The 13,326-nt window shown below is 39.1% G+C and carries 10 protein-coding genes; 8 read left to right on the top strand and 2 right to left on the bottom strand.

The annotated features are described in order from the left end of the window. Window positions 1-11: 11 nt before the first annotated feature. The 4 genes from araH to araA all read left to right on the top strand — a co-directional run bounded on the left by araH (window position 12) and on the right by araA (window position 5,209). Window positions 12-980: an L-arabinose ABC transporter permease AraH gene (araH, locus tag BKL51_RS03680; protein WP_077465392.1), complete on the top strand. Its 969-nt coding sequence runs from the start codon at window positions 12-14 to the stop codon at window positions 978-980. 142 nt (window positions 981-1,122) lie between these two features. Continuing rightward, window positions 1,123-1,980, top strand: coding sequence for an arabinose operon transcriptional regulator AraC (gene araC / locus BKL51_RS03675; protein ID WP_077465391.1), 858 nt, complete (start codon window positions 1,123-1,125; stop codon window positions 1,978-1,980). Between the two features lie 130 nt (window positions 1,981-2,110). Next, complete coding sequence (locus BKL51_RS03670) at window positions 2,111-3,712, top strand: xylulokinase (protein ID WP_077465390.1); 1,602 nt, start codon at window positions 2,111-2,113, stop codon at window positions 3,710-3,712. Between the two features lie 9 nt (window positions 3,713-3,721). Further along, the gene (gene araA, locus BKL51_RS03665; RefSeq protein WP_077465389.1) at window positions 3,722-5,209 is read left to right on the top strand and encodes an L-arabinose isomerase; all 1,488 of its coding nucleotides are present in this window, start codon (window positions 3,722-3,724) and stop codon (window positions 5,207-5,209) included. Window positions 5,210-5,278: 69 nt separating this feature from the next. Here the strand turns inward: araA and mnmC are convergent, their stop codons facing one another. Further along, a complete protein-coding gene (mnmC, locus tag BKL51_RS03660) occupies window positions 5,279-7,288 on the bottom strand; it encodes a bifunctional tRNA (5-methylaminomethyl-2-thiouridine)(34)-methyltransferase MnmD/FAD-dependent 5-carboxymethylaminomethyl-2-thiouridine(34) oxidoreductase MnmC (RefSeq protein ID WP_077465388.1) in 2,010 nt (669 codons plus the stop codon). 189 nt (window positions 7,289-7,477) lie between these two features. Here mnmC and fabB point away from each other — a divergent pair, with 189 nt between their 5' ends. The 4 genes from fabB to BKL51_RS11935 all read left to right on the top strand — a co-directional run bounded on the left by fabB (window position 7,478) and on the right by BKL51_RS11935 (window position 11,090). Further along, complete coding sequence (fabB, locus tag BKL51_RS03655; protein WP_077465387.1) at window positions 7,478-8,698, top strand: beta-ketoacyl-ACP synthase I; 1,221 nt, start codon at window positions 7,478-7,480, stop codon at window positions 8,696-8,698. A gap of 68 nt (window positions 8,699-8,766) precedes the next feature. After that, window positions 8,767-9,561 (top strand): hypothetical protein, encoded by a 795-nt coding sequence (locus tag BKL51_RS03650; RefSeq protein WP_077465386.1) that lies wholly within the window; start codon window positions 8,767-8,769, stop codon window positions 9,559-9,561. Further along, window positions 9,558-10,310 (top strand): SMI1/KNR4 family protein, encoded by a 753-nt coding sequence (locus BKL51_RS03645; RefSeq protein ID WP_077465385.1) that lies wholly within the window; start codon window positions 9,558-9,560, stop codon window positions 10,308-10,310. Before BKL51_RS03650 ends, BKL51_RS03645 begins: the two co-directional genes overlap by 4 nt. Before the next feature lie 273 nt (window positions 10,311-10,583). Continuing rightward, window positions 10,584-11,090: a hypothetical protein gene (locus BKL51_RS11935; RefSeq protein WP_198930105.1), complete on the top strand. Its 507-nt coding sequence runs from the start codon at window positions 10,584-10,586 to the stop codon at window positions 11,088-11,090. Window positions 11,091-11,195: 105 nt separating this feature from the next. On the opposite strand, the gene prlC is transcribed toward BKL51_RS11935, so the two are convergent. Then, a complete protein-coding gene (prlC, locus tag BKL51_RS03630; RefSeq protein ID WP_077465383.1) occupies window positions 11,196-13,235 on the bottom strand; it encodes an oligopeptidase A in 2,040 nt (679 codons plus the stop codon). Window positions 13,236-13,326: the final 91 nt, after the last annotated feature.

Below are 13,326 nucleotides of genomic sequence, written 5' to 3'. Positions count from 1 at the left end.
GGAGAATTTTTATGACTTCAGTAACTTCTCAAACTCACAATATGAGCAGATTTAATAAAATTTGGAATGCTTATGGTATGTTGTTAATTTTTGCTGTTATTTTTATTTCTGCTTGTTTATTTATTCCTAATTTTGCAACTGTTATTAATATGAAAGGTTTAGGATTAGCCATTTCAATGAGCGGTATGGTTGCTTGCGGTATGTTATTTTGTCTTGCTGCCGGTGAAATTGATTTGTCTGTCGCTTCTGTCATTGCGTGCGCCGGTGTTGTCACTGCAACAGTGATTAATCTTACTCAAAGCGTAACGTTAGGCGTGTTATCAGGCGTTTCACTAGGCGCTTTTATCGGTTTGATAAACGGTTTTGTTATTGCGAAATTAAAAATTAATTCCTTAATTACAACCTTGGCAAGTATGCAAATTGCACGCGGTCTCGGTTATATTATTTCTGATGGTAAAGCAGTAGGTATTACAAAAGAAGAATTTTTCGAGTTAGGCTATCAAAATTTATTTGGTATTCCTTTACCAATTTTATTTACTATTATTTGTATTGCTATCTTTGGTTTTTTATTAAGTAAAACTACTTATGGACGTAATACTTTGGCTATCGGCGGCAATGAAGAGGCGGCACGATTAGCCGGCATTAATGTTGATCGCACGAAATTAATTATTTTTGTCGTATCAGGGGCAATTTCTGCGCTCGCCGGTGTTATTCTTGCCGCTAGAATGACAAGCGGACAACCCATGACTTCCATTGGCTTTGAATTAGTGGCAATTTCAGCTTGCGTGCTTGGCGGCGTATCTCTGAATGGTGGCGTAGCTAAAATTTCATTTATCATAGCCGGGGTATTAATTTTAGGCACTATTGAAAATGCCATGAATTTATTAAATATCTCGCCATTTTCTCAATATGTTGTAAGAGGTCTGATTCTATTGATTGCCGTTATATTTGATAGATACAAGCAAAAACTAATAAAGTAAAAATGTGAATAGGTAATAATGCGGATACTTCAGTCTCCGCATTTTGTTTTATATTTATCCGTATTTTATATCTATGCTTGTGAGCCAATTGGTTTTTTGCTAGAACAATATCCTAAGTAGGGTGTGCAATTTGAGAGATAATATGAAAATCAGAAATAAAAATAATGTTCAACTGAACCCGTTATTACCCGGCTATAACTTTAATGCTTATTTAGTTGCCGGTTGTACGCCGATTGAAGAAAACAGTGAATTAGATTTTACGATTAATCGCCCACATGGAATGAGGGGATATATCATTAATCTCACAACAAAAGGAGAGGGACGGATATTTCAAGGGAAAGAGGCATTTAATTGCCAAGTCAGGGATTTGCTTTTATTTCCGCCAAATGCCGTTCATTATTACCATCGAGCCAATAATTCGCCGAGTTGGCATCATCAGTGGATTTATTTTCGACCAAGAGCATTTTGGCTGGATTGGGTTAAGTGGACCGATACGGTTAATAATGTCGGAAGACTGACAATTCCCAATGAACAAAGTTATCAACAGATTCTCTCTTTGTTTTTACAGATTGAAGAGGAATATAATTCTGATGACCCGCTTTCGGAAGCCGTCTCAATGTGTTTATTGGAACAGTTATTAATTCGTTGTTTTCGATTTGACCCGGCAAATAAACAAAGAATGCTTGATCCCAGAATACTCGAAACCTGCCATTTTATTTCCGATAATATTGATAAAAACTATACGATTAATGAAATAGCCAAGCAGGCTTGTATGTCCACTTCTCGACTCACTCACTTATTTGCCCAACAAATTGGCACAAGTATCGTAAAATGGCGGGAAGAGCAAAGAATGATTAAAGCAAAACATTTATTACATGCTTCCGGTGAACCCATTTATCATATCGCTCGCCAATTAGGTTATGACGATCAATTATATTTTTCACGAATCTTTAAACGTTACACCGGTTTGAGCCCCTCTCGTTTTCGGGATTCAAGATAAAATTTGATCGAGTTCTCATATTTTCTTATGCAACTTTTTTGTCCATCTTTGTAGCCTATCATTGTCTAACGATTGATAAAAAAAATCGTTAATCTACTACTCATCCGTTTAAGGAATAAAGGTGGTGACAATGCAAAAGATTAAACAAATAATTGAAGAGGGCAATATTTCTATCGGTATTGAATTTGGTTCAACAAGAATTAAATCGGTTTTAATTGATAGCAAAGGAAATATTTTAGCCAAAGGCGAATTTGAATGGGAAAATCATCTTATTGACGGTATTTGGACTTATCCTCAAGAAGAAATTTGGCAGGGTTTACAAGGTGCTTACGCCTCGCTCTCCGAATCCGTCAAAAAACAATACAATGTGGTGATTAGGCAGGCGAAAGCAATTGGTATTAGTGGCATGATGCATGGTTATATGCCATTCGATAAAGCGGGTAATCAGCTGACCTTTTTCCGCACCTGGCGTAATAATATCACGTCAAAATCTTCTGAAAAATTGACCGCACTTTTTCAATATAACATTCCGCAACGTTGGAGTATTTCTCATTTATATCAAGCCGTTTTAAATAAAGAAGAGCATGTACCGAATATTGATTTTTTAACAACGTTAGCAGGTTATATTCATTGGAAATTAACTGATAAGAAAGTTTTGGGAATCGGTGAAGCTTCCGGAATGTTTCCTATTGATATTCAAACACATGATTTTAATCAAAAAATGCTAGATCAATTTGATCGGCTTATCGGTGAATTGGGTTATCCCTGGAAGATTCGTCATATTTTACCCAAAGTAGCAAATGCCGGAGAATATGCCGGCTTGTTGACGGAATCCGGTGCTAAATTGATTGATCCAAGTTGTGAATTACAAGCCGGTATCCCGCTTTGTCCGCCGGAAGGGGATGCCGGAACCGGTATGGTGGCAACTAACAGTGTCAAAGAAAAAAGCGGAAATATTTCGGCAGGAACCTCGGCTTTTGCCATGATTGTATTGGAAAAAGAGCTGTCGAGAGTATATGAACAATTAGATGTGGTAACTACACCAAGCGGCAAATTAGTCGCAATGGCACATGCCAACAATTGTACATCGGACATTAATGCTTGGGTGAGTTTATTCGGTGAATGTCTGGCGACATTTGGTGTAAATGTCAGTCAAAGCAAACTTTATGAAACCCTATTTACAAAAGCGTTAGAAGGTGAGGATGACTGTGGCAATTTGCTTGCTTATGGCTTTTATTCCGGGGAGCATGGCGTCGGCTTAAACGAAGGATGTCCGATGTTCTTACATCCGATGAAAGCAAATTTTAATTTAGCCAATTTTATTCGGGTTCATCTTTATACTGCCTTTGGTGCGATGAAGCTTGGTGTGGATATTTTACTGCAACGGGAAAAAGTCAAAATCCAACAAATTTTAGCCCACGGAGGCATTTTCAAAACAAAAGGTATCGCACAAAAAATTTTGGCTGGCGCACTCAATGTGCCTATCGCTGTCACGGAATCTGCGACAGAGGGAGGGGCATGGGGAATTGCATTATTAGCCAATTATCTTTCACATAAGCATAAATCTCTTGAAACCTATTTAGATGAAGACATTTTTGGTCGTTGCAATAAAGAGATTGTTTATCCGGATAGTGAGACGGTTCAAGGATATAACGCATTTATTAAACGTTATTCTCAGGGGCTTTCTATTGTTCAAGAAGCTGTTAATGCAAAAATTTTAACGATATCGTAGGAGATGATTATGGAATTTATTAAAAATCTGGAGGTTTGGTTTGTTGTAGGAAGCCAACATTTATACGGTGATAAAACATTGCAACAAGTGAAACAAAACGCCGAGCAAATCACAAAGTATTTGAATCAACAAAATCCGTTTATCAAGATTAAGCTAAAAGAATTAGCCACTTCACCGGAAGAAATTCTATCTATTTGTCAATCGGCGAATAACCAAGATAACTGTGTCGGAATTATTGCGTGGATGCATACGTTTTCACCGGCAAAAATGTGGATTGCGGGTTTAACTCGGTTAAACAAACCATTATTACAATTTCATACCCAATTTAATCAATTTATTCCTTGGAACGAGATTGACATGGATTATATGAACCTTCATCAAACCGCACATGGTGATCGTGAATTTGGTTTCTTGGTATCCCGTTTGCGTAAAGCCAGAACCATTGTTGTGGGACATTGGAAAACAGCCGCTGTGCTAGAAAAAATTAATCGTTGGCAACGAGTTTTAGCTGCGATTTATGATCAAAAAAATTTACGCATCGCACGTTTTGGAGACAATATGCGGCAAGTTGCTGTCACTGAAGGAGATAAGGTTGAAGCCCAGATCAAATTTGGTTACAGCGTTAACGGTTATGGTGTTTATCAATTGGTTGAAAGTATTCATGCCGTCACTAATGAAGATGCGGAGGCATTGGTTAAAGAGTACGAAAAAGAATACCAAATCAGTGCTAAATTACAAAAAAACGGTGAAAAACGTACCGCACTTTTTGATACGGCGAAAATTGAATTGGGTCTAAAACGTTTCTTAGATGACGGAGGTTTTAAAGCCTTTACGGATACATTTGAAAATCTACATAATATGAAACAATTGCCGGGATTACCGGTACAACGTTTAATGCAACAAGGTTATGGATTTGGCGGTGAAGGAGACTGGAAAACCGCTGCGTTGGTTCGGGCAATAAAAGTAATGGGATATAAATTGCCGAAAGGAAGTTCCTTTATGGAAGATTATACCTATCATTTAGCCGAAAATAATGAAGTGGTGCTTGGCGCGCATATGTTGGAAGTTTGCCCTTCCATCACTGATGATAAACCGCTTTTAGATATAAAACCGCTTGGTATCGGCGGCAAAGAAGATCCAACCCGTTTGATTTTCACGGCAAAAACCGGTCGTGCGGTGAACGCAACCATTGTTGATATGGGAAATCGATTCCGTATGGTTGTGGCTGATTTGGATGTGGTAGAAAAACCGCAAGAAATGCCTAATTTACCGGTTGGACACGCTTTTTGGCAGCTTAAGCCTAATTTTGATGTGGGAACTCAAGCTTGGATTTTAGCCGGCGGTGCGCATCATAGTGCATTTAGCTTAGATGTGGATGCCGATATGTTACGTATGTTTGCAGAATATTTTGACATTGAATTTATTCATATCAATGAAAATACAGAACTTTCTCAATTAAAAAATGAGTTGCGTTGGAATGAATTAAGTTATAAATAATTTTTCGCCTCTATTTTCTTAAAAGAAAGCCTATTTTCATTTGGAAGATAGGCTTTTTTAAGGAAAGAATTATTTCACCTCCGAGCCTTTTAACCATTTTCTTACCCAAGAACGATTGGCGGATAGGTTTTGCATAATCTTCTCCCCTAAAGGCAAGGGTTCGCCGTAAATTAATGATGCTAAAGCTTCGCCTAATAAAGGGGCGGAGGTTAATCCACGTGATCCTAATGCGGCAACCAGAAAAAGGTTGGGAAAATTGACCGCACTTGGAATCACTTGCTTACGGCGGCGGAGATTAAAGAGATTGTTATAATCTTCGCGTTGTCGGGGGAAATTGGGGACATTTCCCACCATTGGAGCGAGATCTCGCACGGAGCAACGAATGCCTATTCGTGCAAAATTGCCCGAGGTATCCACATCTTGTGTCCAACTTTGAGCAATATTTTGTTGCAGTTTCTGTTGGTTTTCCCGTTGTTCTTGTTCACTAAAGTGACGAACCGTATTATCACGTATATGACTTGCGCCAAGACAATGGCTGGTTTTAGCGTGATCTGCCGGAGTGAGATAGCCATCGTAACAAAGTACGGACTTAAGTTTCAGTAAATTTTCGGAAGTGGGAATTTGGCTTACTTGTCCGCGAATGGGGTAGAGCGGAAGTTTTTCTGTTTGAACAAAATCAGTAATTTTATAGCCGTTGGCGAGTATCACAACCTCGTGCTCGGCGATGTCATTTTGGCTATTATGCACTTGCCAACCGGATTGGGTTTGGGAAAGTGCGGTAATTTTTTGTGAAGTTTTGATCTTTACGCCACATTTTTCAAGTAGTGAAAAGGTATTTTGTACAAATTGGCGAGGTGCAATCCATGCACCTTGAGAAATAAACCCACCGCCGCAGGAAAGCGGTAAGCCGACCTTTTCGCTTAATGCCTCAGTATTGAGCATTTCAAATATTTCATTAGGCAAGTCTAATTGGGCAATTTTTTCCAATTTGACCGCACTTTTTTCATTATAGGCACACAATGCCACGCCACAAAATTCATGTTCAAATTCAATACCTTGTTTTATCGCCCAATCAAGTAATTGTTTGCCGTAGGAGAAGGCATGAAGATAAAAATGTACGGTAAGAGGATTATCATCGCTAAGCTGAGGATAAAACGCCCCTTGTTTATTGCCGGAAGCATTGAGTGCGGGTTGCTCATCTTCACAATAAAGAGTGATCTCGGATCCGCGTTGAAGTAATGAAATAGCTGTACAGAGTGAGGCAATGCCCCCACCGATAATTGCAATGTCTTGCTTTTTCAGCGCGGCCGGTTGGGGTAAATACCAAGGCGCTGAAAGTGCGGTCGGTTTTGCTTGTGTTTTTTGCCCGCTTAGGCACTCCCGTTTTTTGCCAAAACCTTTACGTTTAGTTACCTCAAACCCTACGAATTCTAACCCTTTTTTGACCGCACTTGCGGCGGTGAAGGTGGCAAAAGTACCATTCGCTTTGGTGAACCGATACATTTGGGCATATAAGTTTTCGTTCCACATATCCGGATTTTTGCTTGGTGCGAATCCGTCTAAAAACCAAGCGTCAATATGCTCGTTCATATAATCGCCAAGTTGCGGTAAATTTTCTGTTACATCCCCAAACCATAAATCAAGGGAGGTTTCATCAAAATGAATGCGTTGACAGCCTTTAATCGGTGCGTGCCAGTAACGTTGTAAATGTTGGCTTAATTCGACAAATTGCGGATATGTCGAATGGGCTTGCTGAAGTGCGATCGGTTTTAGCGGATATTTTTCAAAAGAAATAAAATAGAGGCGTTTGAGAGGCGAATTGACATATTTTTGGCGAAATTCTCGAAATAATTGGAGGGCGGCAAAAAAGTTTAACCCTGTGCCGAAGCCAGTTTCGGCAATCACAAAATGAGCATTTTCATAAGTGAGCCAACGTTCCCATAATTGATTACCTTGTAAAAACACATAATCCGTTTCTGCCAATCCATCCTGATTGGAGAAATAAACATCGTCAAATTGATTGGAAATAGGAGTATTTTGTTCATTAAAATGAATGTCTGCATACTGAACGGCGAGCATTTTTATTCCTTTCTTGCATTATTGAATTGACTTATAATAACGGAATTTTAAGGGTTATTGAAATTTGTTAGCTCTGTTGGGGTTTACCGCGCCTAACTGGTCGAACAAATGAATTATTACTTGAAATATTTTTATTTCGTAGTAGTTTTGAGCCGTTATTTTGACATATGAAACAAAAAGGAAGAAGCAATGAAAAGAGCTGTTATTACAGGCTTTGGTATTATTTCCAGTATCGGTAACAATAAACAAGAAGTGCTTGCCTCGCTAAAAGCAGGAAAATCGGGTATTGAAATTGTGCCTGAATTTGTTGAGATGAAAATGCGTAGTCATGTTGCAGGCACGATTAAATTAGATCCAAGCGAACATATTGATCGTAAAGTGTATCGTTTTATGGGCGATGCGGCGGCTTATGCTTATCTTTCTATGCGTGAAGCAATTGAAGATGCGGGATTAACGGAAGAACAGGTATCAAATGATCGTACCGGTTTAGTTATCGGGGCAGGTACGGGATCTGCGCATAATCAATTGATTGCCTGTGATGCGGCGCGTGGTCCGCGCGGTGTGAAGGCAATCGGCCCTTATGCGGTAACAAAAACCATGGCTTCCAGTGTTTCTGCCTGTCTTGCTACACCTTACAAAATCCGTGGTGTGAGCTATTCGATTAGTTCGGCTTGTGCGACTTCGGCACACTGTATCGGTCATGCACTAGAATTAATTCAATTAGGTAAACAAGATGTTGTGTTTGCAGGCGGTGCGGAAGAGTTATCTTGGGAATGTGCCACTGAATTTGATGCAATGGGAGCGGTTTCCACGAAATATAATGATACGCCGGAAAAAGCGTCTCGTGCTTATGATGCCAACCGTGACGGTTTTGTGATTGCCGGTGGCGGTGCGGTTGTGGTGGTGGAAGAATTAGAACACGCCCTTGCTCGCGGTGCAAAAATTTATGCGGAAATCGTGGGTTATGGCGCAACTTCAGACGGCTATGATATGGTTGCACCTAGCGGCGAAGGGGCGGAACGCTGTATGAAACAGGCTATGGCAACAGTGGATACTCCAATTGATTACATTAATGTTCACGGCACTTCAACTCCGGTTGGTGATGTGAAAGAATTGGGCGCAATCAAAAATGTGTTTGGTGAAAATATACCGGCAATTTCTTCCACTAAATCAATGACCGGCCACTCTTTAGGGGCGGCAGGCGTGCATGAAGCCATTTACACATTGTTAATGCTGGATAATGATTTTATTGCTCCAAGCATTAATATTGAAACCTTGGATGAAGTGGCGGAAGGTTGCAATATCGTGACAGAAACCAAAGAAAATGCAGGTTTGCACACGGTGATGTCAAACAGTTTCGGTTTTGGCGGTACGAATGCAACCTTAATATTTAAACGTTACAACGGTTAATTGAAATACTAATAAAAGAAAAATCGCACGGTAGCAATATCCGCGCGATTTTTTTATGGATATTCACTATGATTTTTTCTGCTTATGAATCACACTTTCATAATTTTAAATTAGTGCGTGAAGTTCGTGTCAATCACTTGCGTTGCCCGCTATCAAACCAAACCGAAACCATGGTACTGAGCCTTTATTCTTATGAGGAATACCGTGGTTTTATCGATCGAACCTCACCAAAACTTGCCGGTGTATTTGCTCGTGAAAAGGGTAATGAACCTATTGCCACGGTTGATTGGACTTTGGAGATGGAAAGTTTTTTTAAACGGGAACGCCAAAATACCGATAAATTTGACCGCACTTGGCGTTTTACAGTTGGCGCAAAAATTTGGCTTGCGATAGTAATTTTAGTGGTAGGAGGGATGGGGTATGCCGTCTATCACAAAGTGCAAAAAGGCGAGAAAATAGATTGGTATATTCTCACTAGCCTATGGGATAGTTATGATGCCACACCGGAACTTGGTACAAAATATTTTGTAAAAGTCCAAAAGGGTGGCACAGTGCGAGATAGGTTTTGGGTGAAAATTGAGGAAGTTCTAGATAATAATCGATATGCCATTAGTATTAATTATCACCCTAATCCGATAGCCGAGGTTGGACAGGCATTTGATATTAAAACCTTGTTGCACGATGAAAAATTTAAAGGCAAAATTCTTGTAGAATTTCAGCCGCACTTTTCGCATAATGGTAAAACACAGGCTGCTTTTGTTGATAAGCAAAAGCATCGTGTTTTTTTATTACAAAAACCGACAGAAAAATTATCCCTCGATAAAGTGAAACTTCCGCTTTCCGTGCAGGAGGTTTACCGATGAAACATCCTGTACATAATCCGCAATTTGTTCAACGTTATATGTATCTCGACAAATTATCGACATCAAAAATGTTACCTTTGCTCATCGGATTTTTCTGGGCGGTATGTTGTTGGGCAATAGGCGGTGTTAGCTATTATCAAATCCTTCAGGCGGAGGCGGAACAAAAAGAGATTGTTCTGTGGCGACCGATCAGCGTAATTTATAACTTAGCCGGAGGAGAGGCGGTTTTGGTTATTTCCCTTTTATTGGGTATCGTCTCGTTCTATTTTGGTTGGCGGAATTATAAAATAAAAAATACGCCCTTAATACAAGATAAATCTAAGAACAATAAGGCGCATGATAATAATCCTTACAAGGTGACAGTGGGCGATATAAGTATGTTAGAACGACAAATCGGTTTTTCATTACCCCAAGATTATCGTGATTTTTTACTGCGTTATAACGGTGGATCGCCGGTTGCTTGCGTATTTAATGACGAGATTGAAATTGACTATTTTTATAACCTAGTCACTGATAATCGGGAGCTTCGATTAAGCGAAATTTTTAACAATGTGCCAAATTATGGTTACGGTTTACCGATCGCTCAAACGCTTGCCGGAGATTTATTAATTCTTTCGCCAAAAGGGGAAATTCTATTTTTTGACGTTGAAATATTCTGTGATGATGAGGGAGAATTTCTCTATGATATAGAAGATGAACCGGAATGCATTGTGGAAAGTTTTACCATGTTATTGCAGTCACTTATATGAGTTTGATGTATTTAAAAGGTTAGGATTAAATCTTAAAGATTTAGAATATGTAGAACTTCGTTTGGATAAGCGTGATAAACGTGCTTTAACTAAGATTTATGAAACGGATTATGTGATGATGCAAGATGACATTGCGGCACTTGAGGCTTGAGATCGGGTTTTCTTTACCACAAACTATATTGATTTTTTAATGCGTTATAACGGGGCAAACCTTCTAAATCATTATTTAATGAGAACGTCGTGTAAAATCCCATATATTAATGAGCAATAAAAATGAATTTTATACATATTGAACAAGAAACCATTCCGAATATTATTTCGTTACATGATTGCTTGTGTACAGGTATTCAGGTGGTAGATAACAAGGTTTGTTTTGAATTTGAAGATGGGTTTGTGGTATGCAATACGCATCCGGAAAATCAATCCGGAAAGCATTTGAAAACAGATAAATCTTGCATTGTTTTTAACCATCATGATTCTGATATGGAATACAACTATGAAATAGGTATGTTTCATAATATTCGCTTTTTTAATAAACATTTTTTTACGATTAGGAAATTTATGGATTTTTCTCAGTTATGTACTATGATCAATTCTAAAGAATATGAACTGGAATTTATTAAGCTTGATAAATCAATCACAACAGAAAAATATTTCTTAGAAGCCGAGTTGATAAAGAAAAAAACAAGAAAATATTTCCCATGTTTTATTAAACTTATAAACACAAAAGATTTTCTGTATAAATGGAATAGTTTATGTTGTGATCGTGAAATTCGTTGAGATTAATGAAGACGATGTGTCAGAGTAAAGATAAATCTCTTTAAAAAATGACCGCACTTTATCTATAGAAAAGCCCTGAAAATTCAGGGCTTTGTTGGTTATTGATTAATTTACGATACCTTTATGTCTTAACAGAGCATCTAGCTGCGGTTCACGGCCTCGGAAGCGTTTGAAAAGTTCCATCGGCTCTTCCGAACCGCCACGGGTTAATATTTCATCAAGGAAGGATTTTCCGGTGATTGGGTTGAAAATCCCTTCTTCCTCAAAGCGTGAAAATGCATCGGCAGATAGCACTTCCGCCCATAAGTAACTGTAATAACCTGCGGCATAGCCTCCGGCAAAGATATGGCTGAAACTATGCGGTGTTCTTGCCCAATCTACGCCTTTAATCACTGCAACTTGTGATTTGATGGCTTTGAGCATATTGAGAATTTGGTTTGCTTTTTCCGGATCAAAAGTATGATGTAAACGGAAATCGAAAATTCCGAACTCAAGTTGGCGTAAGACGAACATCGCAGCTTGGAAGTTCTTTGCTTTCAATAGTTGTACTAATTTTTCTTTTGGTAAAGGTTCTCCCGTTTCATAGTGACCGGAAATAAATGCCAAAGCCTCTTCTTCCCAGCACCAGTTTTCCATAAATTGGCTTGGTAATTCCACTGCATCCCAAGGCACGCCGTTAATGCCTGCCACATCAGATACGTCAATTTGTGTGAGCATATGGTGAATACCGTGTCCGAATTCGTGGAAAAGCGTGGTGACTTCATCATGGGTAAATAATGCCGGTTTATCACCAATAGGTGCATTAAAGTTACAAGTTAAATATGCCACGGGTGTTTGAACGGAACCGTCCGGTTTACGTTTTCTACCTATGCAATCATCCATCCAAGCACCGCCACGCTTGTTTTCGCGGGCATAGAGATCAAGATAAAAACTGCCGCGTAATTGATCATTTTCATCGATGAGATCAAAGAAACGCACATCTTGGTGCCAGGTATCTACGCCAAAACGCTCTACCGCACGGATATTGAAAATGCGTTTAATCAGTTCAAATAAGCCGGAGATCACACGATCTTCCGGAAAATAGGGACGAAGTTCTTCATTGTTGATGGCGTATAGATGTTGTTTTTGTTTCTCGCTGTAGAAAGCAATATCCCAAGGTTCAAGGTTTGTGATACCAAATTCTTTTTCACTGTAAACCTTAAGCTCCGTTAATTCTTTTTCACCCTGTGGTTTGGCGCGTTTCGCCAAATTATCTAAGAAATCCAACACTTGTTGCGGATTTTCCGCCATTTTAGTCGCAAGGGAAAGTTCGGTGTAAGTATTAAAACCGAGTAATTTTGCCAACTCTATGCGTAAAGTGAGAATTTCTTCCATGATTTTACTGTTATCCCATTTGCCGGCATTCGGTCCTTGTTCTGAGGCTCTGGTTGCGTAAGCACGGTACATCTCTTCGCGCAATGCTTGATTTTCACAGTATGTCATAATCGGCAAATAGCTTGGAATTTCAAGAGTAAAGCGATAGCCTTTTAATCCTTTACTTTGAGCGGATTGTTTTGCCGCTTGCAGTGCGGATTTCGGTAGCCCTTTTAGCTCCGTTTCATCTTCAACTACTTTTTCCCAACCCATAGTCGCATCAAGCACATTATTACTGAATTGTGAACTTAGTTCGGATAATCTTGTTGAAATTTCACCATAACGTTTTTGTTTTTCTTGCGATAAAGCAATACCGGAAAGATCAAAATCCCGTAAGGAATTTTCAATCGCTTTTTTTTGAGCCACGGAATAAGTGGCAAATTCGGAACTATTTTTGAGGGCTAAATACGCATTATAAAGTCCTTTATGCTGACCAACCCAAGTACTATATTCGGAAAGTAGAGGTAGGCAAGCCTGATAGGCCTCGCGTAATTCAGGACTGTTTTTTACCGAATTTAAATGGGAAACCGGCGACCAAGCCCGACTTAGACGATCGCTCACTTCTGTTAAAGGTAAAATAAAATTTTCCCAAGTAAAGTGCGGTTGATTTAAGACTTGTTCTATTGTGTCACGACAATCTTGAATAAGTTTTTTAATCGCAGGTTGAATATGTTCCGGTTTGATTTGTGAAAAAGGTGGTAGCCCTTGGATATTGAGTAATGGATTTGACATAGATATTTCCTTTTTTAAGTTGTTCTGTATATGACGGTGAATTCTATAATATCAAGGTTGAAAAATCTAAAAAATCAGCAATAATGGTTCG

This window comes from Rodentibacter sp. Ppn85, assembly GCF_001999335.1.
GTDB lineage: Bacteria > Pseudomonadota > Gammaproteobacteria > Enterobacterales > Pasteurellaceae > Rodentibacter.
Note: the sequence above shows the minus strand (reverse complement) of the source record. Positions and strands in the feature narration are given on the sequence as shown.

Bases quoted from the DNA above. Each gene is read 5' to 3' on its own strand.
- araH (WP_077465392.1), top strand. From the start codon at position 12: ATGACTTCAGTAACTTCTCAAACTCACAATATGAGCAGATTTAATAAA.
- araC (WP_077465391.1), top strand. From the start codon at position 1,123: ATGAAAATCAGAAATAAAAATAATGTTCAACTGAACCCGTTATTACCC.
- BKL51_RS03670 (WP_077465390.1), top strand. From the start codon at position 2,111: ATGCAAAAGATTAAACAAATAATTGAAGAGGGCAATATTTCTATCGGT.
- araA (WP_077465389.1), top strand. From the start codon at position 3,722: ATGGAATTTATTAAAAATCTGGAGGTTTGGTTTGTTGTAGGAAGCCAA.
- mnmC (WP_077465388.1), bottom strand. From the start codon at position 7,288: ATGCTCGCCGTTCAGTATGCAGACATTCATTTTAATGAACAAAATACT.
- fabB (WP_077465387.1), top strand. From the start codon at position 7,478: ATGAAAAGAGCTGTTATTACAGGCTTTGGTATTATTTCCAGTATCGGT.
- BKL51_RS03650 (WP_077465386.1), top strand. From the start codon at position 8,767: ATGATTTTTTCTGCTTATGAATCACACTTTCATAATTTTAAATTAGTG.
- BKL51_RS03645 (WP_077465385.1), top strand. From the start codon at position 9,558: ATGAAACATCCTGTACATAATCCGCAATTTGTTCAACGTTATATGTAT.
- BKL51_RS11935 (WP_198930105.1), top strand. From the start codon at position 10,584: ATGAATTTTATACATATTGAACAAGAAACCATTCCGAATATTATTTCG.
- prlC (WP_077465383.1), bottom strand. From the start codon at position 13,235: ATGTCAAATCCATTACTCAATATCCAAGGGCTACCACCTTTTTCACAA.